General features: G+C 61.9%; 34 protein-coding genes and 1 pseudogene. 26 read left to right on the top strand and 9 right to left on the bottom strand.

The genetic code is table 11. The features are described 5' to 3' along the window. Window positions 1–214: pseudogene (locus tag ACQUSQ_RS12460) on the top strand (transcriptional regulator TrmB); the annotation flags it as partial. Further along, entirely contained in the window at window positions 211–1014 is an 804-nt protein-coding gene (locus tag ACQUSQ_RS12465) for a DUF6036 family nucleotidyltransferase (RefSeq protein ID WP_435069655.1), read from the top strand. The pseudogene ACQUSQ_RS12460 and the gene ACQUSQ_RS12465, both read left to right, overlap by 4 nt. An 11-nt stretch (window positions 1015–1025) precedes the next feature. Here ACQUSQ_RS12465 and ACQUSQ_RS12470 read toward each other — a convergent pair whose 3' ends face one another. From ACQUSQ_RS12470 to ACQUSQ_RS12480, 3 genes are all read right to left on the bottom strand, one after another. Then, window positions 1026–1841 (bottom strand): hypothetical protein, encoded by an 816-nt coding sequence (locus tag ACQUSQ_RS12470; protein WP_435069657.1) that lies wholly within the window; start codon window positions 1839–1841, stop codon window positions 1026–1028. 177 nt (window positions 1842–2018) lie between these two features. Then, window positions 2019–3854, bottom strand: coding sequence for a cache domain-containing sensor histidine kinase (locus ACQUSQ_RS12475; RefSeq protein WP_435069659.1), 1836 nt, complete (start codon window positions 3852–3854; stop codon window positions 2019–2021). Next, window positions 3847–4812 (bottom strand): glycine betaine ABC transporter substrate-binding protein, encoded by a 966-nt coding sequence (locus ACQUSQ_RS12480; protein ID WP_435069661.1) that lies wholly within the window; start codon window positions 4810–4812, stop codon window positions 3847–3849. Before ACQUSQ_RS12480 ends, ACQUSQ_RS12475 begins: the two co-directional genes overlap by 8 nt. Before the next feature lie 104 nt (window positions 4813–4916). On the opposite strand from ACQUSQ_RS12480, the gene ACQUSQ_RS12485 reads away from it, so the two are divergent. Beyond that, on the top strand, window positions 4917–5063 hold the full coding sequence (locus ACQUSQ_RS12485) for a DUF7563 family protein (RefSeq protein ID WP_435069662.1): 147 nt from the start codon (window positions 4917–4919) through the stop codon (window positions 5061–5063). A 49-nt stretch (window positions 5064–5112) separates the two neighbouring features. On the opposite strand, the gene ACQUSQ_RS12490 is transcribed toward ACQUSQ_RS12485, so the two are convergent. Beyond that, on the bottom strand, window positions 5113–5673 hold the full coding sequence (locus ACQUSQ_RS12490) for a class I SAM-dependent methyltransferase (RefSeq protein ID WP_435069664.1): 561 nt from the start codon (window positions 5671–5673) through the stop codon (window positions 5113–5115). Window position 5674: 1 nt separating this feature from the next. Then, window positions 5675–6115 carry a DUF302 domain-containing protein gene (locus ACQUSQ_RS12495; RefSeq protein WP_435069666.1) on the bottom strand — a complete coding sequence of 147 codons (441 nt, stop codon included), beginning with the start codon at window positions 6113–6115 and terminating at the stop codon, window positions 5675–5677. 159 nt (window positions 6116–6274) lie between these two features. On the opposite strand from ACQUSQ_RS12495, the gene ACQUSQ_RS12500 reads away from it, so the two are divergent. From ACQUSQ_RS12500 to ACQUSQ_RS12570, 15 genes are all read left to right on the top strand, one after another. Further along, complete coding sequence (locus ACQUSQ_RS12500; protein WP_435069668.1) at window positions 6275–6694, top strand: helix-turn-helix domain-containing protein; 420 nt, start codon at window positions 6275–6277, stop codon at window positions 6692–6694. Window positions 6695–6777: 83 nt separating this feature from the next. Beyond that, a complete protein-coding gene (gene trxA, locus ACQUSQ_RS12505; protein WP_435069670.1) occupies window positions 6778–7191 on the top strand; it encodes a thioredoxin in 414 nt (137 codons plus the stop codon). Window positions 7192–7198: 7 nt separating this feature from the next. Then, the gene (locus ACQUSQ_RS12510) at window positions 7199–7597 is read left to right on the top strand and encodes a hypothetical protein (protein WP_435069672.1); all 399 of its coding nucleotides are present in this window, start codon (window positions 7199–7201) and stop codon (window positions 7595–7597) included. Window positions 7598–7675: 78 nt separating this feature from the next. Continuing rightward, window positions 7676–8257, top strand: coding sequence for a thioredoxin domain-containing protein (locus tag ACQUSQ_RS12515; protein WP_435069674.1), 582 nt, complete (start codon window positions 7676–7678; stop codon window positions 8255–8257). 18 nt (window positions 8258–8275) lie between these two features. Further along, on the top strand, window positions 8276–8413 hold the full coding sequence (locus tag ACQUSQ_RS12520) for a hypothetical protein (protein ID WP_435069676.1): 138 nt from the start codon (window positions 8276–8278) through the stop codon (window positions 8411–8413). Then, window positions 8410–8964, top strand: a complete 555-nt coding sequence (locus tag ACQUSQ_RS12525; protein WP_435069678.1) for a hypothetical protein — start codon at window positions 8410–8412, stop codon at window positions 8962–8964. The genes ACQUSQ_RS12520 and ACQUSQ_RS12525 overlap by 4 nt, the downstream gene beginning before the upstream one ends. Beyond that, entirely contained in the window at window positions 8961–9374 is a 414-nt protein-coding gene (locus ACQUSQ_RS12530; RefSeq protein ID WP_435069680.1) for a hypothetical protein, read from the top strand. Before ACQUSQ_RS12525 ends, ACQUSQ_RS12530 begins: the two co-directional genes overlap by 4 nt. 459 nt (window positions 9375–9833) lie before the next feature. Continuing rightward, window positions 9834–11081 carry a M20 family metallopeptidase gene (locus ACQUSQ_RS12535; protein WP_435069682.1) on the top strand — a complete coding sequence of 416 codons (1248 nt, stop codon included), beginning with the start codon at window positions 9834–9836 and terminating at the stop codon, window positions 11079–11081. A gap of 95 nt (window positions 11082–11176) precedes the next feature. After that, window positions 11177–11395 carry a YgaP family membrane protein gene (locus ACQUSQ_RS12540; protein ID WP_435069684.1) on the top strand — a complete coding sequence of 73 codons (219 nt, stop codon included), beginning with the start codon at window positions 11177–11179 and terminating at the stop codon, window positions 11393–11395. A gap of 2 nt (window positions 11396–11397) precedes the next feature. Further along, window positions 11398–11991: a class I SAM-dependent methyltransferase gene (locus ACQUSQ_RS12545; RefSeq protein ID WP_435069686.1), complete on the top strand. Its 594-nt coding sequence runs from the start codon at window positions 11398–11400 to the stop codon at window positions 11989–11991. Window positions 11992–12118: 127 nt separating this feature from the next. Continuing rightward, window positions 12119–12355 carry a sulfurtransferase TusA family protein gene (locus ACQUSQ_RS12550; RefSeq protein WP_435069688.1) on the top strand — a complete coding sequence of 79 codons (237 nt, stop codon included), beginning with the start codon at window positions 12119–12121 and terminating at the stop codon, window positions 12353–12355. Next, entirely contained in the window at window positions 12352–13497 is a 1146-nt protein-coding gene (locus ACQUSQ_RS12555; RefSeq protein ID WP_435069690.1) for an NAD(P)/FAD-dependent oxidoreductase, read from the top strand. Before ACQUSQ_RS12550 ends, ACQUSQ_RS12555 begins: the two co-directional genes overlap by 4 nt. 2 nt (window positions 13498–13499) lie before the next feature. Beyond that, window positions 13500–14126, top strand: coding sequence for a DUF1641 domain-containing protein (locus ACQUSQ_RS12560; RefSeq protein WP_435069692.1), 627 nt, complete (start codon window positions 13500–13502; stop codon window positions 14124–14126). A gap of 122 nt (window positions 14127–14248) precedes the next feature. Further along, window positions 14249–14590 (top strand): thioredoxin family protein, encoded by a 342-nt coding sequence (locus tag ACQUSQ_RS12565; protein ID WP_435069694.1) that lies wholly within the window; start codon window positions 14249–14251, stop codon window positions 14588–14590. 17 nt (window positions 14591–14607) lie between these two features. Further along, window positions 14608–15726 carry an aminotransferase class V-fold PLP-dependent enzyme gene (locus tag ACQUSQ_RS12570; RefSeq protein WP_435069695.1) on the top strand — a complete coding sequence of 373 codons (1119 nt, stop codon included), beginning with the start codon at window positions 14608–14610 and terminating at the stop codon, window positions 15724–15726. A 125-nt stretch (window positions 15727–15851) separates the two neighbouring features. Here the strand turns inward: ACQUSQ_RS12570 and ACQUSQ_RS12575 are convergent, their stop codons facing one another. The 3 genes from ACQUSQ_RS12575 to ACQUSQ_RS12585 are packed head-to-tail and all read right to left on the bottom strand — an operon-like array spanning window position 15852 to window position 16900. Beyond that, the gene (locus tag ACQUSQ_RS12575) at window positions 15852–16073 is read right to left on the bottom strand and encodes a HalOD1 output domain-containing protein (RefSeq protein ID WP_276274235.1); all 222 of its coding nucleotides are present in this window, start codon (window positions 16071–16073) and stop codon (window positions 15852–15854) included. 6 nt (window positions 16074–16079) lie between these two features. Next, on the bottom strand, window positions 16080–16652 hold the full coding sequence (locus ACQUSQ_RS12580; RefSeq protein WP_435069697.1) for a DsrE/DsrF/DrsH-like family protein: 573 nt from the start codon (window positions 16650–16652) through the stop codon (window positions 16080–16082). A gap of 2 nt (window positions 16653–16654) precedes the next feature. Continuing rightward, complete coding sequence (locus tag ACQUSQ_RS12585) at window positions 16655–16900, bottom strand: sulfurtransferase TusA family protein (protein ID WP_435069699.1); 246 nt, start codon at window positions 16898–16900, stop codon at window positions 16655–16657. Window positions 16901–17149: 249 nt separating this feature from the next. Between ACQUSQ_RS12585 and ACQUSQ_RS12590 the strand changes: the two genes are divergently transcribed. Genes ACQUSQ_RS12590 through ACQUSQ_RS12610 form a run of 5 tightly spaced genes read left to right on the top strand, consistent with a single transcriptional unit; the run spans window position 17150 to window position 21868 of the window. Continuing rightward, the gene (locus ACQUSQ_RS12590) at window positions 17150–18343 is read left to right on the top strand and encodes an MBL fold metallo-hydrolase (protein ID WP_435069701.1); all 1194 of its coding nucleotides are present in this window, start codon (window positions 17150–17152) and stop codon (window positions 18341–18343) included. A gap of 8 nt (window positions 18344–18351) precedes the next feature. Further along, a complete protein-coding gene (locus ACQUSQ_RS12595) occupies window positions 18352–18909 on the top strand; it encodes a YeeE/YedE family protein (RefSeq protein ID WP_123619639.1) in 558 nt (185 codons plus the stop codon). Next, on the top strand, window positions 18906–19364 hold the full coding sequence (locus ACQUSQ_RS12600) for a YeeE/YedE family protein (protein WP_435069703.1): 459 nt from the start codon (window positions 18906–18908) through the stop codon (window positions 19362–19364). Before ACQUSQ_RS12595 ends, ACQUSQ_RS12600 begins: the two co-directional genes overlap by 4 nt. 9 nt (window positions 19365–19373) lie before the next feature. Next, complete coding sequence (locus tag ACQUSQ_RS12605) at window positions 19374–20549, top strand: anion permease (RefSeq protein WP_435069705.1); 1176 nt, start codon at window positions 19374–19376, stop codon at window positions 20547–20549. 32 nt (window positions 20550–20581) lie between these two features. Then, complete coding sequence (locus ACQUSQ_RS12610; protein WP_435069707.1) at window positions 20582–21868, top strand: MFS transporter; 1287 nt, start codon at window positions 20582–20584, stop codon at window positions 21866–21868. A 98-nt stretch (window positions 21869–21966) separates the two neighbouring features. Here the strand turns inward: ACQUSQ_RS12610 and ACQUSQ_RS12615 are convergent, their stop codons facing one another. After that, a complete protein-coding gene (locus ACQUSQ_RS12615) occupies window positions 21967–22812 on the bottom strand; it encodes a universal stress protein (RefSeq protein WP_435069709.1) in 846 nt (281 codons plus the stop codon). A 262-nt stretch (window positions 22813–23074) separates the two neighbouring features. Here ACQUSQ_RS12615 and ACQUSQ_RS12620 point away from each other — a divergent pair, with 262 nt between their 5' ends. From ACQUSQ_RS12620 to ACQUSQ_RS12630, 3 genes are all read left to right on the top strand, one after another. After that, on the top strand, window positions 23075–23239 hold the full coding sequence (locus tag ACQUSQ_RS12620) for a DUF7512 family protein (protein WP_201289496.1): 165 nt from the start codon (window positions 23075–23077) through the stop codon (window positions 23237–23239). Then, a complete protein-coding gene (locus ACQUSQ_RS12625) occupies window positions 23229–24287 on the top strand; it encodes a sulfite exporter TauE/SafE family protein (RefSeq protein ID WP_435069711.1) in 1059 nt (352 codons plus the stop codon). The genes ACQUSQ_RS12620 and ACQUSQ_RS12625 overlap by 11 nt, the downstream gene beginning before the upstream one ends. 183 nt (window positions 24288–24470) lie before the next feature. Next, the gene (locus ACQUSQ_RS12630) at window positions 24471–24875 is read left to right on the top strand and encodes a helix-turn-helix domain-containing protein (RefSeq protein WP_435069712.1); all 405 of its coding nucleotides are present in this window, start codon (window positions 24471–24473) and stop codon (window positions 24873–24875) included. The last annotated feature ends 62 nt before the right edge of the window (window positions 24876–24937 follow it).

Consider the following 24937-nt stretch of genomic DNA (forward strand, 5'->3'; position numbering starts at 1 on the left):
CCGCCACCGCTCGTACTGTCTCCTTCTACTCAGCCACGTCGACGTCGACGAGGCGGACCTCCGAGAGCAGGCGGCGAAGTATGGCCTCGAAGACGAAATCGACGCCTTGCTCCGTTACCTCGAGACGCACGGCGAGGTCGACGACGACCGGCTCCCGGAGTGGGACGAGTTCCAGGAGCTGGCGGCTGACTACGAGGTGCCACTACCACAATGAGACCAACATTCGGACGTGAGTACATCGAGAACGAATTCCAGCGGATCGGGGACGGGCTATCTGAACCGCTCACGGTCTACCTGATCGGTGGTGGCGCGATGTCGCTGCGCGACCTCAAGGGGGCGACGAAAGATATCGACCTGGTCGTCCCGGATGGCGACGCGTACGGCCAGCTGTGGGCCGTCCTGATGGACCTCGGGTATGCGGAGGTTCAATCGCTGGATCCAGATTATCGGGCGCTGGGGGCAACGAGCTGCGTCGAGAACGACGATGGGTGTCGCCTCGACATCTTCAACCAGCAGGTCGCGAACAAGCTCGTGCTCACCGACGGGATGCAAGAGCGCAGCGAGCCGTTCCTCAACACGGATCGACTGACGGTCCGGCTGGTCAGCAACGAGGATATCTTCCTGTTCAAGGCGATCGCAGGCCGCGACGACGACATCGAGGACATGAATATGCTCGTGCAGGCCGGCCTCGATTACGACGTCGTCCGGGATGAACTCGAAGCCCAGATCGAACGCCTGGGGGACGATCAGTTCGCCACGTTCGCGAACGAGGCCCTGGTCGAACTCGAGGAGCGGTACGGAGTGACCACGCCGATCGAGGCCCGCGTCCAGGAACTCACGAACAGGTACTACCGGGGGCTCGAAGTCCTCCAGGCACTCGATGAACCGATGACCGTCGAGGAACTGGCCGCCGAACTGGAGCTGGATACCGACGAGGTTCACGACCGGATCGCATATCTCTCAACGTTCGACCGGGTCAGTCGGGATGGCGACACAGTCCGTCCCGTGGAGTAGTCTGGCCACCACTACGGGGAGGGAAGGCGGCCGTCTGGTCGGGGAACGCGGCCCCGTTTGATCTCGTGATCGACGCGGCGCAGGTGTTTACAGCCGCCTTCGGGTGAACGTTGCTGCCAGTCGGGACAGGTACACGATTCGTCGATGACGTCGACTTCGTACCGGTTCCCGGACGCAGACTGTACCTCGTAGCGGCCACCCTTCGAGAGGAGTGAGACGTCCATCGCTTCGGCGACGGCACGCTTCGTGCGGGGCTCAAGATCGTCCTCCGACTGTGCGTTCTCGTCGACGACCAGTCGGTCGCGAACGTCGCCCGTTCGGCCACCGTCGGGAGCGACGGCTTCCGCAGGGCCACTGAGCCGCTCGTGGAGCACTTCCTCCACCGGATGGCCTTCCGGCCACAGGTAGTGGACCTCGCGGCGCTCGCGATGGTCGTAGGAGCCGCACGCGGCTGCGCTCCCGGTCCACACTCGCCAGGCACCGAGCGCGGCCATCACGTCGACGATGTCACGGGGAACTGTCTGGTGGTCGTCCGGGAAGAACACCCGGAAGCGGGTACACGCCTCCTGGGGCGGGACAGTTTCCCACCAATCTTCGCTTGCGCTCCAGCTGTCGAACATCGCGTCGTCGCTGCCGTAGCCCACCGTGACGCCGTCGATCGGCGTCCAGCCCGTCGGGAGGTGGTCTGCCTGTCCCTCGAGTATCCGGAGGACGGCGTATCGAAGATATTCGTGGGCTTGGTTGTCCGTCGTTCGGGCGACCTGCTCGTGCTGCTCGGCGACGTGCTCGGCTTCCCTGAGGACCGTCGTGAGATAGGGTTCAGTCATCATTCGATGGAGGTCAGAACGCGCCTCCGCCCCTCCGCGGGCGCTGAAAAACTTAACCAACATACTCCCCCTCAAACGCAGATGTGTTGGTTAACTCTCCAATCACCCATCAAGAGATACAGGAACTAGTACTCCAATCGTCGCTGTGAGCAATAAGTAAAAATAGCGAATAGCTGTCTACGGGCCGGTTGAAGCAGTAGGGAGCTTGATTTTGAGAGTCGTATCCTCGGGAGCGACATGTAGTTCCCCACCAGATTTCGTCACTGTCCATTCGAGACACCAGAGCGCCAGCCCCTCCGCGTGATTGAGCGGGGTCTCCTCGCCTGCGTTGACAGCTTGAACATCTAATTCGGGGAATCCGTCGGCATCGTCATCGATTCGGAGAACGACCTTCTCCTCATCTGTTCCAGCGTCAGTAACGGTGACCGTAACATCCACGTGAACATCCCCTTCATTGTGCGTCGCGATCTGGTGGACAACATCTGCGACCGCGGTCGGGAACGTCTGTGTCGCTTGGACAGCTCTGTCGTTTGTCTCATCGTTGCATTCGACATCTGCGCATGGGGTGTCGGCATCAACTCCCGCTAACTTCGAGGCTACATCGTCCAAATCAACGGATTCTGGCTCAGCGTTTCCTTCGGCGAGCAGCTGTTTGATGCGCTGTGTGCGTGACGAAATCGTACTGAGCTCCCACGCAGCATTCTGTACAGCCTCTAAATCTGCTTGGGCAGCCTCATCGTCGATGCGGGACGCAGCCAATTCAGCTCGTCCAGTAATGATGTTCACCTCGTTTCGAACGTTGTGACGGAGGATACGATTCAGAACGTTCACCATCTTGGATCGCTCTTCGAGACTCGCATTCGATGCTTCAAGCTCTGTCTGGGTTTCGCGGATCTCATTGATCCGCAACTGCAGAGCATCCCGTGTCGATGCTATCGTCCGGTTAAGATCGCCGAACTCGTCCGGCCGGTCGGTATCGAACTCCACGTCGTACTGGCCGTCTTCGATCTGCTCTGCCCGGTCGGTTAGCCGGGAGAGCGCTCCGGTCACGTCCCGGCCGAGAACGCCGACGACACCCACGAGCGCAAGCAGGGTGAGCGCTGCGATTCCGCCGATCCATCGAAGCGCCTGTTGGGTAATAACGTACGCCTCACTGGCTGGCGCGTGCTCGATGACGACCCAGTCGGTGTTCGGAACCGCAGCATACGCTGCGACATACTCTCCCTCTATCTCAGGGCGAGTTTCATAGGCTGGTGACTCCGTGAACCCAGAGTCCCCTCGCAGGCCACTGCTGACTGCCGGTGCACGACGATCTCCATCGCTGTATTGGGTGAGCGTCGCTGCTGCATCGTCACTGAACACGACCGTCTCGTTGGAATTGACCACACGCGTAAAACCACCGTCAACGGGGTGTTCGAAGCGATCGAAGATAGTCGCGGTGTCGATTTCGACGACAAGTAACTGCTCCGGGGTCCGACGAATTGGGGAAATAAACCCGATAACCGTCTCGTTTTGTACTGCATACGGGTCAGTCACCTGCACGTCATCGAAATCCTGGAAGGCGAACCGTTCAGTCCAGCCGAGTTCCTCGATGGGTTGGCCTTCCATATCTTCATTAGAACTAACCGCAACAGTCTGGTTCCGCCGATCGATTACGTACGCTCGAACGATTTCTGTATCAGCTCTCTCCCCTTGCTGTGCCTGTAGATACTCCTGGATTTCGCCGCGGTCGCCATCTTCGAAGACTGGATGTTCGGATAGCAGCTGAGCGACGAGTCTGTTTTTTCCGCACCATTCTCGCAACTCGTCCGCCTCAGTCTCGGCAGCCGCAGCCATCGACTGTTCGACGTTCTCCTCCAGTAACCCACCTACCTGTACATACAGGCCGACTGTGCCGATACTAATGATCAGGAAGACAACGAGGAGCGCCGTGGTAAGTTTCCGCCGAAACGACGACCGCACAACATCGGCTATCGTTCCCAGAACTGGGATGGAGGACAGGAGTCTACGCATCGCCGAGCACCTCGCTTTCTAAAAACTGTGTTGCGACCGCGAACGGATGGTCACCATCGAGGAGGACCCGGCTGTTGAGGGCCCGTATTGTCGACTTATCGAGTGCTGAAACCACGGGGGAGAGTTTCTCAAAAACCTCCGGATGTTCGTCGATGAGGGGTGCATACGCCGTCGGGGCCGGTTGGTAGGGAAGGAAGTAGTCACGGTCGTCCTCGAGGACTGTAACCGACGATCTGTTGAGCTGCGGGTCCGTCGCAAATCCACTTGCAATCTGAACGCGGTCCTGTTCGAGTAGTTCGTACGTCAACCCGATCGACGTGACGATGAAAGGTTCGGTCTGGAATGGCTCGCCTGCCGTAGTCTCGATTTCATAGTATGCAGCTAGTCCCCGCCATCCATCCTCCCGATGATAGAACTCCTCGTTGACGGCTACACCCGGCGAATCACCGCCGTTTCCGATATGGGCTGCCAAGTCGCTGATGGTCGATATCTCGGTCTGCTCCGCCCATCGAGCGTCGGCAGCGATGACGTACTCGTTCGAGAACGGTGCCGGGTCAGCCAACTGGAGCCGCTGAGAATCAGCGTCCACTTGGACCCGCTCAAAGAGTGACTCGGGGTCGGTGATCCGTCTATCGTGGCGAGGCGGGAGTTGCAGCCACGCCGTACCCGTGTACTCCCAGTACAGGTGTTGATCCCCCGTTGCTGTTGCCTCCCAGTTCGATAGCGAGTTTCCTGCCCCGATTTCATCGACGGCACGAATCCAATCGATTCTCCGTAGCCGTTCGTAGGCGAGGTAGCCGAGAATCTTCTGCTCAGTGAACGGCTTCGACCCGATTCGAACGGTTACTGATTCTGTGTCGGGTTGCTCGTTGCTGGCGCAGCCACCCAGGAGTGCAACAGCGCCCACGCCGCCGACGCGACCGATCTGGCCGAGATACTGCCGGCGTGTGAGCGGCATATAAAAACATCTGTGCCACCGGATGACAATATAATTACGGGGGGTTACTTCCGCAGTGTTGTGGCGACAGAAAGCCTATGATTGGTGGAGGCGCTTCTGCGTACATGGCGGAGTGTCAGAACTGTGGCAGCCACGTGACGGAGGTCTATGTACGTGTGTTTACGCCGGATACAATCGATAATCCACGTGTCTGTCCGAACTGCGAGGATAAGACTCGCGATCGAAATGGCGTCCGGAAAAAACGAACGTAACTCCTGTAACGAGATTCCGGAATATCAGTACCCCCGCTGCGACTCTTAGTTATTCGGCGGTTGCCGTCACCAGAAACGTTTCTGGACGTACCGCTTCGAATTCGACTGTGAATCCGTGCTGACGGAGCGCATTCGCCGTCTCAGTGGCGGAATACCGCTCGTCAACGGGTGGGCCGTGAGATCCACTTCCGGAAGCTGCCCAGTCGACGATAACGAGCGTCCCCTGTGGGGTGAGCACGCGACTGAGTTCGCTCAACGCCTGTTCGTTCGCGAACTCGTGGTAGGTCATTGTCGAGAACGCTGCATCGAGACTGTCGGAATCGAGTGGAAGGTCGTCGACGCCACTCGTCACGAGCTCGACGTTCTCGGGGACGCCCTTCTCCCGGTAGTAGTCGTGCATCGCAACCTGGATGTCGACGGCGTACACGTGGTCGACAGCTGGTGCGATGTCGTCCGTATAGAACCCGGTCCCGCTGCCGAGATCTGCGATCGTCTCGTCGCCGTCTGGTGACAGCGACCAGAGGAGTTCCTCCGCGGAGAGGAAGCGGTACCGTCGCTGTGCGTCCTCGAGTTTGTCGGCGCGGTCGGCGTCAAACGTGTGATATCCCATCTTAGAGGTTCGCGAATGCCTCGTCGACGAGTTCGCCGGTGTCAGCGACGATGTCGGCCATCGCCTCGTTGTCGGGCGCTATCCCGACGAGGCGGGCGATGCGCATGATGGAGACGTGATAGACGACTTGCTTTCCGGGTTCCTCTTCCCAGATGACGACGTTACAGGCCATGAGCGCGCCGAGTTTATTGTCGGTCGCGTCGAGCGCACGGTCGGCCACCTCGGGATTGCACGCACCGAGCACGTAGTAGGGGTCGCGGCCCGCGTCGACCTTCTCGTTGAGCATCTCGGACGGCGAGAACTCGACGGGGACGCCGAAGCCGGCGTCCGTGAACACGTCGCGAACGTGTTCGATCGCTTCCTCGTGGCTCATCTCGAGGGTCGCTTGTTCTTCGCCGATGTCCGCGGGGTCGATCTGGCTCGGGTCGATTGGGAGCGTCATTCGTGTATTATCTTGGGTCTTCAGGACAAAGTCTCTTCGGGTATTCATCCACGAAAGCGGAGTATCATGGGAAGGAGTCGCTACAGTACCTTCTCTGCCAACAGAGTATTGTGGCATTCGAGAACAGCTTTAATCGTCTCTGCCACCCTATCTTCGGACATGGTGGCCACGTCAGTGCGTGAGGACCTCGAGCGCGACCTGGGGTGCCTCGACCTCCTGAGCTGCATTCACGGGCTCAACGAGCGGGATCAGGTGGTCTTTCAGCTGCTACAACAGGCAGAGGAGCGTCTCACGGTCGACGACGTCGCAGATCGAATGGATTGTGAGCGTTCGACTGCGTATCGTTCGATATCTCGGCTCCTTGAGGCCGGCGTGGTAGTTCAGGAGCAAGTAAACTACGAGCACGGAGGGTACTACTACGTGTATCGTTCGCGGACATCCGAGGAAGTTGCACACGACATGCAGCGATTGCTCAACGATTGGTATGCGGCCATCGGACAACTCATTCAGGAGTTCGAAGACCGGTACAGCCGGGACTTGGAGGATCGCGAGAAGGAGCCGATTGAGTCCCGTCTCTGACCCCTATCGTTCAAACCCACCCAGTTCAGTATTGTGCGAGTTGTACAAAACAAATAAGGCGGCGCGGTTCAAACGGACACCTAATGGCTGAAGATATCGAAGAGATTCGTCGACAGAAACTGGCTAAGCTTCGAAACAAGGCTGAAACGGGCGGTGCTGAGGCGTCCACCTCGAAGAATCCGTCCGAACCGATCCATATCGACGGCGGCGCCAAGCTGTCAGAAACTGTCGCCGAGTCCGGTCTCGTTCTCGCCGACTTCTACGCCGATTGGTGTGGTCCGTGCCAGATGCTCGAACCAATCGTCGAAACGATCGCGGCCGAGACCGATGCGACCGTCGCGAAGATCGACATCGACGCGAATCAGCAACTCGCCGCAGAGTACGGTGTCCAGGGGGCTCCGACCCTCGTCCTGTTCGCTGACGGCCAGCCGGCGGAACGACTCGTCGGAATGCAGGGCGAAGCGCAGCTTCGCTCCGTCATCGAAGCGCACGCGTGAACCAACGATGCCCGATGAGTCTACTGACGCGGATAACCGCTCACTGAAGGATATCGCTGGCTCCCTTGAATCGACACTGAAGGCTGATTTCGGTGAGACGCTAGTCGGCCTGGCGTCCTACGAGGATGGCGAGTACGATATCCTGTACCGAGACGAGGCGGCGTCCTCACAGTACGCAGCGTCGGATATCCGGGCGATTCTAGAGCACATTCAGCTGGAGGCGATCGGCACTGCAGTCTACGAGGAGTACCACGGAGAGTCGCTGCACGCGACCGTCCGCGTGTACGATACGCTGGTCACCATCACCGTACCAGTCCAGGAGACGACCGGGCTCGTTGTCGTGGTACGGAACGATGGCAGACACGATCCGTATTCGATAATTGAAACAGTCGAAAACGCGGTATAGGTGCCCATAGAGGGGGGTCTTGGATTTCTATTAGGACCACAACGTCTATCAGCCGATGCGAAGTAGTATTGTATATAGATGGACGAAGAGGGCAATATCACTCGGCGGAGGGCACTCATCGCCGGCGGCGCGGTGCTCGCGTTCGGTGGTGGTGTCGCCTACATGGGATCACGATCTGGTGCGAGCGGACAGCACTACGTCCCCGACGCCACGCACGCTGGTTCCGGGACGACCAGATTCGACGTCGACCTCGACGGCCGCCCCATCGCCGGTGAACGCGACGCGCCGATAGACATCTACTACTGGACGGACTATCTGTGTCCGTTCTGCAAGCAGTTCGAGACCGAGACACTCCCGGAACTCGGCCGAGAGCACCTCGACACCGGCGATGCGCGCCTGGCCGTGCTGCCCTACCCGAACATCGGAGAGTACTCGATGCCGGCGGCGGTTTGGGGCCGTTGCGTGTGGTCGCAGGTCGCCCACAGCGACCCGGACGCGTTCTGGAACTGGCACGCGGCGGCCTTCGCCGAACAGCCAGAGTCCGGCACGGACTGGGCCGACGAGAAGACGTTCGCGGCGGTCACCGAACAGACGGCTGGTGTTGACCTGTCCGCGGTCGAGACCTGCCGCGAGGAACGCGGCGCGTCGATCCGGGAGTGAATCGAGCCGAACGTCGCCATGGCCCGGAAGTCGAGAATCCAGGGGACCCCCGGGTTCGTACTCTACAACCGTGACTCCGGGGCGGCCGGAAAGCTCGTCGGCGCCCACCCCTACGAGAACTTCGCCGAGGCGATCGAGAAGGTGATGGAGGCGTGACCGGGAACCGCGCCGCCACGAGTCGCGACTGGACTCGCGACCTCCGCGACGCGCTCGGCTATCCGCTCACGTCGGACGCCCGGTTGCTATCGACCGCCGTCGTGACACTCGCCACGTACTTCGTCCTGGTGTTGAGCTCATTCCCCCAGTTCTCGGTTCAGGTGCTTACGACCGACCCGACCGATGTCGGCTACGCGGTTACGGCGCTCACGCGCGAAGTATACCTGACTACCGGCTACCTTGGGCTCGGGCTAGTCGCCACGTACGCCGTCCTGACCGGTGTCGCGGTGACCAACGCGCTCACGCTGGTCCAGCGCGCACGTCGCCGGAGTGCGTCGACGATCGTCGGCGTGCTTCCCGGACTGCTCGCCGCTGGCTGTGCGGGCTGTGGTGCGGGCGTGCTCGGCGCGTTGGGCTTCGTCGGTGCGATGGCGGCGCTGCCGTTCGACGGCAATCTCCTTCGAGTTGGTGGAATCGCCCTACTCCTCTTCTTCCTCGGTCGCGCGGGCGACCCACGAACGTGTTCGCTCGACGGAGGTGGGCGTGCATGACGGCGCTGCCGCGCCCACGTCTGCTCCGGAGTGTCGGCGTGAGCATCGGGGTGTTTGTCCTGTTCGGGGCGGTGACCGGCCTGCTGCCGAACCCGGTCTACGTGCGGATGGTCTCTCGGACCCCGGCGGATTACCTGTTCCTCGTCGCGACCGCCGCCTTCGCCGGCGCGTTCGTCTACCAGCGCTCGCTAGCCGAGAAGCCAATTGGCGATCGATTCGCTGCCGGTGGAATTATCGGCGGATTCCTGGCGTTTGGCTGTCCGATCTGTAACGCCGTACTGCTCGCGCTGTTCAGCTCGTCGGCGCTCATGACGTACTTCGACCCGCTCCGCCCAATCCTCGGTGCCGTGAGCGTCGTGTGCTTCGCCGCGCTTCTGGTCTATCAACGCCGGCGCTGCGAGGTGTGCTGACCGTGCGAGCGACGGCCTCGACGACCCAAACGCACTTGGGTCAATCAGACGAAGGAGAGCCCAATCGATGACTAGTTCAGACGAGAGCGGGAGTGCCGAGGACGCGTCGACCCCTCCGTGGGGATTACTCGGTGTTGGTGGCGCGGTGAGCCTCTGCTGTCTCTTCGCGGCGCCGACCGCCGGCGCCGCCGCTGCCGGGGGAACGGCGGGTGCACTCGGTGGTGGGCTCATCAGAATCGTGGTGACTGCGCTAACGGTCGGTGTGATTGGCACCTTCTGTTGGCTCTACTCTTCGGGCGATACCGACCAAAGCTCCGCAATACGTACATGACGTCGTTTGTGGCGAATTTGGTAATGACCGGGCTACGGAACGGAAACAGGCTTCTGCACTGCCGTTTGGCCATCACTGGCTGTCGTCGCCCTCGGTAGCGGCCCCCTCGACAACAAACCCACCCACGTATGAGCAATGTCACGTCCACCGAGTACGTGCGAGCACACCGAGAGGAACTGGTCGCGCTCGCGCTCGACCTCCTCGCGATTGAGACGTCGAACCCGCCCGGCGGCACGCGCGAAATCGTCGCCAAAATCGAACAATTCCTCGGCCCGCTTCCGGTCGAAATAGAGCGGTTTGCAGTCGATCCAGCCAAGCCGAATCTGATCGTTCGACTGCCGGGTGCGTCTGACCACACACTGCTCTATAATGGCCACCTCGATACGGTGCCCTTCGACGCAGATGCCTGGTCCCACGATCCACTTGGCGAGCGCGTCGATGACCACGTCTACGGCCGCGGTGCAACCGACATGAAGGGTGCCGTGGCGTCGATGCTGTTCGCAATACAGGCCTTCGTAGCCACCGATACTGAGCCACCTGTCGACCTCCAATTCGCGTTCGTGAGCGACGAGGAAGTGGGTGGTGACGCCGGCTTGCCAGCGTTACTGGACGCTGGTGAGTTCGACGCTGACGCATGCGTGATTGGCGAGCCGACCTGCGAGGAAGGCCGCCACTCCGTCACAATCGCGGACCGGGGGAGCATCTGGCTGACGCTCGAAGCCAGCGGTGATGGGGCCCACGGCTCCCGACCAATACTCGGCGTCAATGCCATCGACCGGCTCTACGACGCCGTCGGGACTATGCGCGAACGGTTTGGCACCCAGCGACTCGAGATCGACGCTGACGTGGCACCAATCGTCGAGGAGTCAGTCGAATACTACGCCCCCTCGATGGGTGAGGCCGCCGCTCGAGAGCTGTTTTGGTACCCCTCGATCAATCTCGGCGTGCTCGAGGGCGGGGACGCGATTAACACCGTCCCGCAGTCTGCGCACGCCGAAGTTGACGTGCGACTGACCGCGGGCGTCCACACGCCCGATGTGCTCGCGGAGATTCGGGAGTGCGTCGCCGACTGCGACGGTATCACAATCGCCGATGTCTCTTGGAGCGTCGGTACGGCCGAAGCACCCGCCAGCTCACTCGTCGAAGCCGTCGCGTCGACCGCGGAGGAGGCCACGGGTGATCGCGTCTTCCGGCGGAGCGCTACGGGTGGTGGTGATGCCAAGAAACTCCGGAATGCGGGCATCCCGACCGTCGAGTTCGCGCTCGGAACCGACACTGTCCACGCGCCGGATGAGTACGTTCCGGTCGACGTCCTCGTCGACAACGCCGTCGTCTACGCTCAGCTACCAACACGGTGGCAGTCCCAGATCGGTTAGTAGCGTCTCCAGGCTGACGGTTGTACCGGATTGCTTGGGCGGTGAGAGGAAGCCGTCGGGAAACACTTAGGTAATAGTCTGGTGTATCTGTGGGTATGGAGAACAATATTGGTGCGGCAGACAGCCGAATCCGAATTGGTATCGGACTGATTTTAGCGGTTGTCGGAGTGGCCTCACTCGGGGGGCTGCTTGGAGCTGGGACGGTGGTCGGCACGGTTCTAACCCTGCTGGGTCTCGTTCTTGCCGGGACTGGCCTCCTTCGAGTCTGCCTCCTGTATCGCCTGCTGGGAGTGGATACGTCAGGGTCCCGCTAGGGATGGAGCGCTTCCAGAACACCGGCCAACCCGACTGGGACTGGTGGAGCAAACTCTGGCCGACACCCGGCGCGACGCTCCGGGAACTCGGCGTCAAATCAGGCAAGTCGGTCGCTGAAGTCGGCTGTGGAAGCGGCTACTTTGCCCTTCCAGCTGCTCGAATTGCCGACCCCGAGCCTGTTTACGCTATCGACCTGGATGTATCACTGCTCGATGAACTCGATGATCTCGCCGAGCAGCAGGACATCGAGAACGTCGTTCCGACCCACGGTGACGCCCGGAACCTGACTGGCGTCCTCCCCGACTCAGTCAACACGCTCGTCGTGGCGAACACGTTCCACGGCGTCGACGATCATTCGGAGCTGGTCGAGCAGGCGTTCCAGGCGCTCGAACCTGGCGGAAGCCTGATCGTCGTCAACTGGCACGACCGCCCACGTGACACGACGACTGTCGGACCTGAACCCCGCGGACCTCCGACGAAACTCCGGATGACGCCGAGAGAAACTGAAGATGCCGTGCTGCCAGCCGCAGCGTTCACGCTCGACCGGCAGGTAGAGCTGCCGCCGTACCACTACGCGCTTGTATTCGAGCGGTAACCCTCCTCCTCTACGATTTCAATATTACCTCTCGGTCGCTCATCCCAAACCCACAGATTTTCAGAATCTTGGAACACGCACACAATACTAATATAGGGTAGTTCCAACTGCCGTCTGTGAGCTCTCTATGACTGACATCGAGCCTGACGACATTGTCGATGCCAGAGGCGCAGCATGCCCCGGCCCGTTGATGGACCTCATCGGAAAGATTCGGAGCGCCGAGTCGGGGGACGTGATTCGACTGCTGAGCGACAACGACCAGTCGCTCACCGACGTTCCTGAGTGGGCCGAGGAAGCCGGTAACGAGCTACTCGCGGTCGAAGAGCGCGACGACCACAACGAGTTCTACGTGGAGAAAGCATGACCGAGCACGTCGTTATCGTCGGTGGCGGGACCGGCGGCACCGTCCTCGCGAACGACGTCGCCGACCGACTCGAACCCGAACTCGACGCCGGCGACGTCCGAATCACGCTCGTCAACGACGACCCTGACCACGTCTATAAGCCGGTCTGGCTGTACGTGCCGTTCGGCCAGCGCGAACCCGACGACGGCCGTCGCCCGCTCGACGACCTCGTCGACGACGCAATCGACCTCCGGATCGACCGCGTGTCCGACATCGACACCGAGGCCCAGCGGCTCCGGTTCCACGGGAGTGCCCCACCAGTCAGCTATGACTACCTCGTGCTGGCGACCGGGTCGACGTTGGAGCCCGACCAGATTCCGGGCCTCATGGAGGACGGTCACAACTACTACAGCGAGTCGGGCGCGACCGACTTGCGCGACGAACTGCTGGAGTTTACTGAGGGCGAGCTCGTGTTGAGCGTCATCGGGACGCCCCACATGTGTCCGGCGGCACCACTCGAATTCGTCTTCATGGCCGACGACTGGCTCCGCGAGCGCGGCCTCCGCGAGGACGTCGATATCACGTACACGTATCCGATCCAGCGCGTCCACGGCAACCCCCATATCGCCGAGTGGGCCCGCCCCATCATGGAGGAACGGAACATCACCGTCGAGACGTTCTTCAACGCCGAGTCGGTCGACCCCGAGGCGGAGACCATCACGTCGATGGAGGGGACTGAACTCGAGTACGACCTCCTTGTGACGATTCCACCTCACGGCGGCATCGACCTGATCGAGGAGGCTGGGCTCGGCGACGACGGCTGGGTCGATGTCGACAAGCACACGCTCGAAGCCGAAGCTGCCGACAACGTCTACGCGCTCGGCGACACCGCCGATACCGGCGTCCCGAACGCTGGCAGCGTCGCCCACTACCAGGCCGGCGTCGTCGGGCAGCGCCTCGCTAGCGAGATCCGTGGCCGCCCGGCGACGGCGACCTACGACGGGAAGACGCTGTGCTTCATCGAGACGGGGATGGACGCGGCGTCCTTCGTCGAGTTCGACTACGAGAATCCGCCGTCGCCAGCGCCGCCCTCGGAGAAACTCCACTGGTCGAAGCTGGCGTACAACGAATCCTACTGGCTGACTGCACGAGGACTGCTCTGATTATGTCTGAACCGCAGAACTCTGCACCGTCCAACCTGGAAGCGGCGATCGAGCAGAACCCCGAGGCAGTCGCCGAGTTCGTGGAACACCTCGACGCGGTAAACGAGCTGCTGGACGTGCTCTCGCTCGGCGAGAGCGCGCTCGACGACGAGATGGTCCGCGAATTCTCGAGCACGGGGTCGATGCTCGCGGAGTCGGCCGACGGGCTGGCGACTGACGAGACTGTGGCGCTGGCCGAGACGGTCGGCGAGAAAGGCGATGACCTGCGGGAGGCCCTTGACACGTTGCTTGCGCTCCAGCAAAGCGGGACGCTCGACGACTTGACCGAACTCGCGGAGGTAGGGTCGTTGGCGACCGCGGCCCTCGACGACGAGATGGTCACGTCACTAGCCGGCACCGGTGCCGCGCTCGGTGAGGTCGCGCAGACGGCGTCCGACGACGACACTCGTGACGGCATCGAAACCCTGTTAGAGAGTGTCGGCGAAGCGGAGCGGGAATCGTCTAAGCAGGTCGGGGCCGTCGGCCTGTTTCGCGGATTACGGGATCCGGATGTCCAATACGGGCTGGGTTTCTTGTTGGCGCTTGCAGGTGCGATTGGTCGGGAACGGACCAACAGCCAATCTCAGTAACGACCAACTGCTACCTCGGCCCTGATGGCGATATTTGTTGTGTCGGTCGGATTTCTACAGGCTCACAATAGTCTTGTGCGATAGTCCCAAGACTATTAAACTCCCGGCACGTAGAGTCTTTAATGGCAACCAAGATAGCAGAGACGGATAGCGTGATTTCGCTTGGCGATGATGAGGATATTCAATCGGTCGTCGAAGACACCGGCGTCACCCTTGTGGAATTCTTCACGGAGTGGTGTGGCACATGCCAGCGAATGAAGCCGATGCTCGAAACGATCGCAGCAGACACGGATGCAGCGGTCGCAATGATTGACATCGAATCTCACCTCGAAACAGCAATCGAGTTCGGTGCCCAGAGCACTCCCACGTTCGTTCTGTTCGCGGACGGCCAGCCAGTTAAACAACTCCGGGGTGGCCAAACCGAGCAGTCACTTCGCGAACTGATCGCTACGTACAGTGACTAAAGTCCGGTGAACAATCGATGACTCCTACTGAACTTCGCGCTGACACGCCCGCACTACACGAAGACATCTACCTGAATTTCGGTGCTCACGGCCCGAGCCCACAGTACGTCGTTGAAGCTGCTGATGAGTTCGTCCGGTCACACGAGTACGAGACGAACACTCGAAACGACCCCTACGAGGTGGCGTTCGACGCGTACGACCGGGTGCGGGAACGCGTCGCCAGTTTCGTCGGTGCGGACGACGACGAGATCGCGCTCATGGAGAGTACGACTGCAGGCATCAACGCCGTTGCGAACGCCATCGACTGGGAGCCTGGCGATACTGTCGTGCGAACCGACCTCGAGCACCCGGCCGGGACGCTCCCGTGGGAACGCCTGAAACAGAAGGGTGTCGAGGTTCGCGTCGTCGAGACGGAGAACGGTCGCGTCGAGCTCGACGCCTTCGCCGAGGCCGTCGCCGATGCGCGACTGGCCTGTTTCAGCGCGGTGACGTGGACACACGGCACTCAGTTGCCCGTCGGCGATCTCGTTGATATCGCCCACGACGCTGGCGCGTTCACGATCGTCGACGCTGTGCAAGTGCCGGGACAGCTTCCCCTCGATGTCGGCGAATGGGGGGCCGATGCCGTCGCGGCGGCTGGTCACAAGTGGCTGCTGGGACTGTGGGGTGGCGGCTTCCTCTACGTCGACCGGACAGCTGCTGATTCCCTGCTGCCCACCACAGTTGGATACCGAAGCGTCGAGACGCCGACTGCAGATCCCTACGAGTTCGCAGCTGGCGCCCGCCGATTCGAGGTCGGCTCGGCGAACCCAGCTCCGCACGTCGCCCTGGCGGCAGCCATCGAGGCGATCGACGAAGTTGGAGTCGACCGTATCGCTGCCCGAATCCAGGAATTGGCTGGCCAGCTGGCCGATGGGGTCCCCGACGACCGGCTTCTCAGTCCTGCAGACCCCGAGTCGGGACTCGTGACCATCGACGTGGACGACCCCGAAGCGACGGTCGACCGACTCGCGTCGGAGGGAATCGTCGTTCGTGCCGTGCCGACCCCGGACGCCGTCCGCGCATCGGTCCACGCGGTCAACACTCAGGCTGAGGTCGCGGAGCTGTTGGACGCCCTCGAATCAGAGTGGACCTGACGCGACCGCTGTTCTCCGCTGCCTCCCGCTACGACACTCCCTCAGCGTCTACTCGTTGAACTCGGATGGCGCTCCTGGAGTGGCCGTCGGGGGGATTCCGTTATCGAAAAGAGGTTCTGTCTGCTTCAGTCGACCTGCACGCGACCACTGTTGTCGACGACGATGTCGTGACCTCGATACGCGAATCGAACTTCGAGGTCAGACGCCGTTGAATCCTCGACCAATGTTTCGAGCGCATCCGGATCGACGACCTCGGCTAGAGGCGGATCGAGTGTAACTGGCTCGACGCCCTCTGCCTCCGCGACGGCATCGACAATCTGGGGAATCGGATTCTCGAGTTTGTTCATCTGAGTTTAGACGAGGAGCTGGATGTCGGCGTCGGCCATGTCTTGGAGGGCGGTGGCGGCGCCGACGCCCGTGGTGACGCCGTCGTAGAAGTCGTCCTCGTCGTAGTCCATCAGGTCGATGGTCATCTGACAGGCCTGGAACTCCACGCCCATGTCGAGGCTCGTCTCGATGAGCTCCTCGATGGTGGCGGTGTCGTTGTCGGCGATTTTCTTTTCCATCATCTTCGTCGTCACCCGATCCATCCCAGGCAGGGCGGCGACCGCGTTGGGAACGGGCATGTTGGGGTTGCCGACGGAGCTGAGCTTGAGGTTCTTCGAGCGCTCCTCATGGAGGATGTCCAGCCCCCAGAACGTGTGGAAGACGGTGACGTCGTAGCCGAACGCGGCCGCGGTGCTGGCGAGGATGAGCGGCGGGTACGCCATGTCCAGCGTGCCCTTCGTCGCGATGATACTCATCTTCTTGCCGTCGTCGTCACTGGTGGCTTCGGCAAGGGCATCCTCCAGTTCGTCCACGCGTGCGGCCAGTTCCGCACGCGAGGGTGCGTCGTCGGCCGAAGCGTCGGGTGTGTCCGTACTCATCGTTACTCCGTCTTGCGGACGTAGTGCGTGTACACGTCGTCGCCTTCCTCCTGGTCGACGAGTTCGACGCCCTCGGTGCCGGACGCCCAGCCGTCGATGTCGCTCATGCTTCCAGGGTCGGTCGCCAGCACTTCGAGGACTTCACCTTCCGAGAGCTCGTCGATGGCCGACTTCGCTTTCACCACTGGCATGGGACACGATGCACCTTTCACGTCTAGCGTTTCCGTAATGTCGAATTCAGCACTCATTGGTTATCTGCTCCGTTTGTCTGTATTGGAGCTATCGCACAATACCCACCACCCAAGTAAAAGATTGTCGGTTCTTGGGAATACTCTACTAATCCAAGCAGCGGTATATCCTCCATATGCCGGCTTATATACCTAATTTCGGATGTCTGAGGGAAACGGGGCCGTCTACACTCGAATTAGTATTGTGCAGTTGGGGAACTTCTATGCAAATGCTTTTGTGCGTCCACCCAGTAGAAACGACTGCACAACATGAACGCCGATGACTTCCCGACTCCGGACGTCGACGTCGAAACTGTCGACCCGGAGACGCTGAAGGATCGTATCGACGCCGGCGAGGACGTCACACTCCTCGACGCGCGCATGCAATCAGACTACGAGGAGTGGCGCATCCACGGCGAGAACGTCACGTCAATCAACATCCCGTACTTCGAGTTCCTCGAAGACGACATCTACGAGGACGTTCTCGAGCAGATCCCCGACGACCGCGAAGTGACCGTCCTGTGTGCGAAGGGCGGCGCCAGCGAGTTCGTCGCGGGCACGCTCGCCGAGCGCGGCTACGACGTGAACCACCTCGAGGACGGGATGAACGGCTGGGCGAGCATCTACGAGGCCGTCGAGGTAGAGCGCTACGACGGCGCCGGCACGCTCCTCCAGTACCAGCGCCCCTCCTCGGGCTGCCTCGGTTACCTCCTCTACGACGACGGGGAAGCCGCGATTATCGACCCGCTGCGGGCGTTCACCGACCGCTACCTCGCGGACGCCGACGACCTCGGCGTCGACCTGCAGTACGCGCTCGACACGCACGTCCACGCCGACCACATCTCGGGCGTGCGGAATCTGGACGCGGAGGGCGTCGAGGGCGTCATCCCCGAGGCCGCGGTCGACCGCGGGGTCACCTACGCTGACGAACTGACCACGGCCGCTGACGGCGACTCCTTCACGGTCGGCGACGCGACCATCGAGGCGGTCTACACGCCCGGGCACACGACCGGGATGACCTCCTACCTCGTCGACGACAGCCTGCTCGCGACCGGCGACGGGCTGTTCGTCGAGAGCGTCGCCCGCCCGGACCTCGAGGAGGGTGACGACGGCGCCCCCGAGGCCGCGAGCATGCTCTATGAGTCACTGCAGGAGCGCGTCCTCTCCCTGCCCGACGACACGCTCGTCGGCGGGGCCCACTTCAGCGACGCCGCCGAGCCCGCCGCCGACGGTACCTACACCGCCCCCATCGGCGAGCTCGTCGACGAGATGGACGCGCTCACGATGGACGAACAGGAGTTCGTCAAGCTGATCCTCTCGGACATGCCACCGCGGCCGGCCAACTACGAGGACATCATCGCGACGAACCTCGGCCAGAACGCCGTCGACGACGAGGAAGCGTTCACGCTCGAACTCGGGCCGAACAACTGCGCAGCCAGCCAGGACTCGCTTGCGGGTGACTAACGACGCCGATGGTCACTGATCCAGTACTGCTCCAGACGGCCGCCGACCTGTTCCCGAACGGGATTAGTCGGTACGCCGTCGGCGGACTGCTCGTCGGGCTCGGCACCGTTCTGATTTACATCGGGACGGGTATCCCAGCCGGGGCGAGTACGTTCCTGGAGTCGACGCTGTCGTACGTCTCCGACCAGTCCCGCTTCCAGCAGTACGTCGGCTCCCGGGACTGGCGGCTCGTGTTCACGGCCGGCATCATCCTCGGCGGGCTGGCGTTCGCGGCGACGTTCCAGTCTGGGCTGGTCACGAGCTCGCTGTACGAACCCGGGACGACCGGCCAGCTGTACGAGGTCGCCGGAGTGACGCTCTGGATGACAGAGGTGCAGCCGTGGCGGCTGTTCCTCGGTGGCATCCTGGTCGGCATCGGAACCCGAATCGGCAAGGGCTGTACGTCCGGGCACGGCGTCTGCGGCGTCGGCTCGGCGTCGAAGACGTCGCTGGTCGGCGTGGTGACGTTCCTGACCGTCGCCATCGGGACCGCCCAGGTCGTCGCAGCGCTGGGGGTGAGCCCATGAGCGACCGCCACCCGCTGTTCAAGCCGCTGATCTTCGTCGGCGGCATCGTGTTCGGGTTCGGGCTCGGGTTCAGCCACATGGCGCGACCGGAGGTTGTGCTGAACTTCCTCCAGTTCGACGACCTCGGCCTCCCGTTCGTGATGTTCGGGGCCGCCATCGTCTCCGGAATCGCGTTCGCCCTGTTGCCACGAATTCGGGACGCGGCACCCCTCACGGGCGACCCCTACGAGCGGCGTCTGAAACCGTTCGACCGGAACGTTCTGGTCGGCGGCGCCGTCTTCGGCGTCGGCTGGGGGCTCTCCGGCATCTGTCCGGGCGCCGCGTACGCAAGCCTCGGTGTCGGCAACATCACGATTCTCTGGGCGCTCGCCGGGATGTTCCTCGGCGCGTACGCGCAGGGCTACTGGCGGAGCCGCACCCAGGCGCGTGACACCGCTGCGACGGGCGCAGACTAACTCACTTCTATGGACCCCGCTCTCATCGCCCTCTTCATCGGTGCAGCGCTCGCCAGCCTGTTCATGGCGTGGGTCATCGGCGCCGGGTCGAGCGGCGCGACGCCGTACGCCCCCGCGGTCGGCGCGAACGCCATCGGGACGATGCGGGCTGCGTTCCTCGTCGGCATGTTCGGCCTCGCCGGCGCCGTCACGCAGGGAGGGAACGTCTCGGAAGCCATCGGGAGCGGCCTCGTCGGCGGCATCAGCCTGCCGATCGCCGGCGTCATCCTCGTGCTCGTATTGGGCGCGGGGCTGATGGCAGTCGGTATTACGACCGGCTATCCGATCGCGACGGCGTTCACCGTGACCGGCGCTGTTATCGGCGTCGGGCTCGCGCTCGGTGGCTCGCCGGTCTGGCCGAAGTACCGCCAGATCGCCGCCGTCTGGGTGCTAACGCCGTTCGTCGGCGGCGGGATTGCGTTCACGATCGCGAGCCTGCTTCCACGTCCGGACGTCCCCGAGCGGTACAGCATCCCTGTCCTCGCCGGTCTTGTGGGAGCTGTCCTCGTGAACGTTCAGTTCAGCTTTCTCGGTGAGGGGAGCGCGTCAGGGACTGTCCGTGGGCTCGGTCAGCGGGCGCTGGCAGCTGACGGGCTCGTCTCGGCGGTCGGCATTACGGGCCTTGCGGCGCTGGCTGTCGGGGTCGTCGTCTGGTGGGACGTCAGTCGTGACAAACACGGCGGCCTACGACGGGTGCTGCTCGCGCTCGGCTCGCTCGTCGCTTTCTCCGCGGGCGGGAGCCAAGTCGGGCTCGCCGTCGGACCACTGCTGCCACTGCTTGACGAGGTGGGGATGGTTTCGACGTTCGCCGTGCTCGTCGGCGGTGGCCTCGGAATGCTCGTCGGCTCGTGGACGGGCGCGCCGCGGATGATCAAGTCGCTGGCGCAGGACTACTCGTCGCTCGGGCCGCGGCGTTCGATCTCGGCGCTTGTGCCGTCGTTCCTGATCGCACAGCTGGCAGTGCTGCTGGGCGTCCCGGTCTCGTTCAACGAGATTGTCGTCAGCGCCATTATCGGGAGCGGCGCCGCGGTCGGCGGTTGGGAAGCTGTGGATGCCAGAAAGATTCTCCTGACAGTCGGGGCGTGGGCAGGGTCATTTGTCCTGTCGTTCGGCCTCGCGTACGGTACCGCGTTCCTCCTACTGTAACCCACAAATGAATCTAATAAACTCACGAACTAATGCCTACGACAACTGAACTCGAACAAGGAATCCGCGAGCACCTCGGGCAGTTCTCGCTGCACGTCCTGCTCGTCTTCGCGACCGGGCTGACCATCGGCTCCGAACGAACTGTCGTCCCCGTGCTGGGGGAGGACGTCCTCGGCGTCGAGTCGTTCCTCGTGATCGGCTCATTCGTCGTGTCGTTCGGCATCGTGAAGTCGCTCCTCAATCTCTACGCCGGCAAGTGGGGCGAGGAGTACGGCCGCAAGCCCGTCCTCATCGCCGGGTGGGCGACCGCGCTCCCACTGCCGGTCATCCTCATCTTCGCCCCAAGTTGGGGCTGGATCACCGTCGGGAACATCCTGCTGGGTGTCAACCAGGCGTTGACCTGGAGTATGGCGATCAACGCGAAGATCGACCTCGCGGGCCCAGACCAGCGTGGTCTCGCGGTCGGCATCGACGAAGCGTTCGGCTATACCGGCGTCGCGGTCGGCGCCTGGGTCACGGGCGTCATCGCTGGCCAGTGGAGTCTGCGGCCTGAGCCGTTCTACTTCCTCGACGTCGTTGTCGTGCTGGCGTTCCTCATCTCAATCTTCCTGATTAGGGAGACCGTCCAGTACGCCCAAGCCGAGGGTGACGACGACCACCACGATGCAAACCTGCCGTTCAACGAAGTGATAAAGCGCGCGACGTACGGCGACCGGACGCTGTTCGCCGCGGCGCAGGCCGGTCACATCGAGAACTTCGTCGACACGCTGTTCTGGATCGCCGTCCCGCTGTACCTGACGGGCCAGGGTCTCGGCATCGCAGCGGTCGGGGTTGTCGTCGGTGTTCACAGCGCGATGTACTTCCTCCAGATTGCGACCGGTGGGCTTGCGGACCGCATTGGTCGCCGTCCGCCAGTCATCGCGGGGATGTTCCTCGCTGGCGCGGGCGTCCTCGGGATGGTGCTCGTCGATAGCTACATCCCGTGGGCAGTCTTGGCCGGTATCTCCGGGCTCGGCATGGCGCTGCTGTACCCGAACCTGATGACGGTGCCGAGCGACGCCGCCCACCCGACGTGGCGGTCGGCGGGGATGGGCGTCTACCGGATGTGGCGCGACTCCGGGTACGCTGTCGGCGCGGTCCTGATTGGACTCTCGATGGAGTTCGTGAACGTTGAAGCTGCGTTTTACTTGACCGCTGGTCTGATGTTCGTTTCCGGCGCTGTGGTGTCTCTCTGGATGGAGGAGACCCATCCCGAGTTCGGTACTCACGAGCCACCCGCGCCTGTGAGGGCCGGAAGGGGAAGCGTCACTGAAGACTGAATGCTCCGTGGGGGGCCGTCTCGTGGACCTCCACACGTCCTGAGAGCTGTCAAGGGCTGCCGACGCCCAACGATATCGCAGCCCTGGTGTTGCTTCTCTCAGACTGCCCGGGGTGGCGGGACGAGAAAGACGTTTCCAGCTGCCTGTGCGACGATCTCCTCGGAGACACTCCCCAACAGGAGCCGTCGGATACGGCTTCTCCCTTTCGACCCGACAAGGACCGTTGACGGTGTTACCTCAGATTCGACGGCGAGGATTTCGTTGGCGGGATCACCGTGCCGGACCTCGACCTGTGTCTCGATGCCCCAGTTTTCCAGCGTGCTCGCATGCTCGGCCAACTGTTCCTGTGGGCTGGCATCGGCGTCGACGTCATCGTCTTTCGGCGACCGAACGTGAACGAGCGTCACCTCCTCGGTCGCGTGACGGAGGTACGAGAAGGCGTCGAACGCTCGGTTGGCGTTCTCAGAGAAGTCCGTCGCGAAGAGAACACGCTGAAAGAGGTGTTCTCGAAGAACCTCGGGGTCGTCGGTCCCCCGCTCGACGCGGTTGACCAACAACGGAACGACAGTCGTCCGCGCGAGGTTGCGGGCTGTCGAGCCGATGATTCGGTTCTCTAACGGGCTTTGTCCCCGTGAGCTGACGACCGATAGATTGGCGTGGACGGTCTCAGCAATGCCGTTGATACGTCGATAGGGGGTGCCACGGACGACGTGAGTCTCGACGTCGAATCCGGCGGCCTCGATGACCGTCCGATACTGATCGAGCGCTCGTCGACGTTGCTCTTCGAAATTCACGCCGGGCATCCCGGAGTGGACGTTCGCCGGAACGACCGTCACGAGGTGGATCGTATCGACGCCGATACGGCCCAAGCACTCGAGGCAGGTTTCGTTCTCTATTGCGGCCTCACTTGCAGCCGACAGGTCGGTCGCGCACAGGGCCCTCATAGCGACACTTTTGTCGAGTGTCCACAACATGGTTTTGTTCGATTTTGTAGAAATAGTCGACAACGGTATCTTCGCTGAGCAGTTTCGTGAGCTGCTAGCATCTATATGTTTTCTATAAGTTATCGATAGTCTGGCCGAGGTTACCGGAATATAGTATTGTATAGTAATCCCAAAACCGTTATAGGCACGAGGCGGGTAGAGGCTACTGAGCAGAAATGTGCAAACAGCGAATTTCCGTGTTCGTAACTCAGAGGGAGAACCGATGGCAGGATTAGAGATTCCCACATGGGATCCGGAGACAGCCTTGCTTATCGGCACGATACTACTGGAAGCGATCGTGCTGTACGTGGGCTACGGCGGCCTCGAACGGCTCTTCGGGCCCTATCTGATGAAGCTCCTCGTCGGGGGTGACGCGGATGCTCGATAGTCTCCTCGACGGCCTCGGGATCTTAGGAATAAGTCCCGAGATGCTGGCGCTGTTCGTCGGCTTCGGTCTCGTCGTCGGGGTCTTGTTCGGCTTCTTCGGCATGGGAGGGTCGTTCCTCGTCACCCCGGCCCTGCTGATGCTGGACTACGAACCATCGGTCGCCGTCGGGAGCGGGATGGCGTTCGTGTTCGGGACGGCCGTCATCGCGACCCTGAAACACCACGACCTCGGGCAGGTCGACTACAAACTCGGCGCGATCATGATCACCGGGACGACGATTGGAATCGAGGCCGGGCGCGCCAGCGTCTACTACCTTGAGTCGCTGGGGCTCGCGGGCGGCATCATCAGCGTCGCCTACGTGGTCCTGCTTGGCGGTGTCGGCGCGATGGTGACCCGTGACGCCCTCAACAGCGACGGCGGCGGTGGAATTGATCACGAGGCTGCTGACAAGGACCTCGACGAGTACGAGATCCCAGAAATCGCCAAAACGATTCAGCAGACCGTGCGGATTCCGCCGATGGTGACGCTCCGCGGTGACGTCCGCGTCTCCGCGTGGGTCATCACCGCTGTCGCCTTCGCGACCGGCCTACTGTCCGGCTTCCTCGGCGTCGGCGGGGGCTTCATCCGGATGCCGGCGATGATCTACGCGATCGGCGTCCCGGTACCCGTCGCCGTCGGAACCGACCTCTTCGAGATCGTCTTCTCCGGCGGTCTCGGAAGTTACCTCTACGGCCAGGGCGGCGGCGTGAACCTCGGTATCGTCGCGCCGCTGCTGTTCGGAAGCGCACTCGGTGCGCGTATCGGCTCTGCTGCGACCGCCGTCGTCGACGCTGACGGCATCAAGATATACTTCGGCGGGATGCTCCTGATTGGTGCCATCGCCGTGGGTATCGGCGAGATCGGCTCCTACGTTGGAAGCCCGACGCTCGAGCTGATCGGGCTGGTACTGGTTATCGGCGCGGCGGTCGTCGTCGCCTTCGCGATTCTGTACACGACGATTTCGTCGCTCCGGCAGAAGCGTCATCAGGGAACCACAGTTACCGACTAATCGGTTTTTTCGCGCCAACCCGCTATCCGGTCGGGTTAATTGATTGTTTACTCCCTGAATTTCACCAGAGTGAGAAGTAGCTGTTCACGCCTTTTCCTGTTTACTTCTCTTGGTTCACCGCGAAATTGTGCGTACTGTGCAAAAGTCTTTTATTGGGCTAGGACCTACGTAGTATTGATAACAATGCCAGATTCGATGTCTGAACAGCTCCGTCGGGACATGGAGTGCGAGGGACTGTTGGAGTGTTTCCACGGTCTCAAAGAACTCGATAAAAAGTGCTTCCAGGCGCTCGTCGAGTCCCAAGAACCGCTGACCGTCGACGAGATCGCCGATGCAGTCGACCGAGAACGCTCGACAGCCTACCGTGCTGTCCAACGGCTGCTGCAGACCGGTTTCATCGAGAAAGACCAGATAAACTACGACCAGGGCGGCTACTACCACGTCTACTCGCCGACTGACCCATCCAAGATCGCCGACGACATGCAGCGGTTGCTCAACGACTGGTACGCGAAGATGGGCCAGCTCATCCAGGAGTTCGAAACCAAGTACGAGCAGTCCGAAACTGCGGCTCCTGCAGCCGAAAGCTAACGCTCTACTTCTCTCTATCTCTGGTTCTAAGATCCCCTCGGGAGCAGAATTTAGCGCGATCT

It is taken from the genome of Haloplanus sp. C73 (genome assembly GCF_051195115.1).
GTDB lineage: Archaea > Halobacteriota > Halobacteria > Halobacteriales > Haloferacaceae > Haloplanus.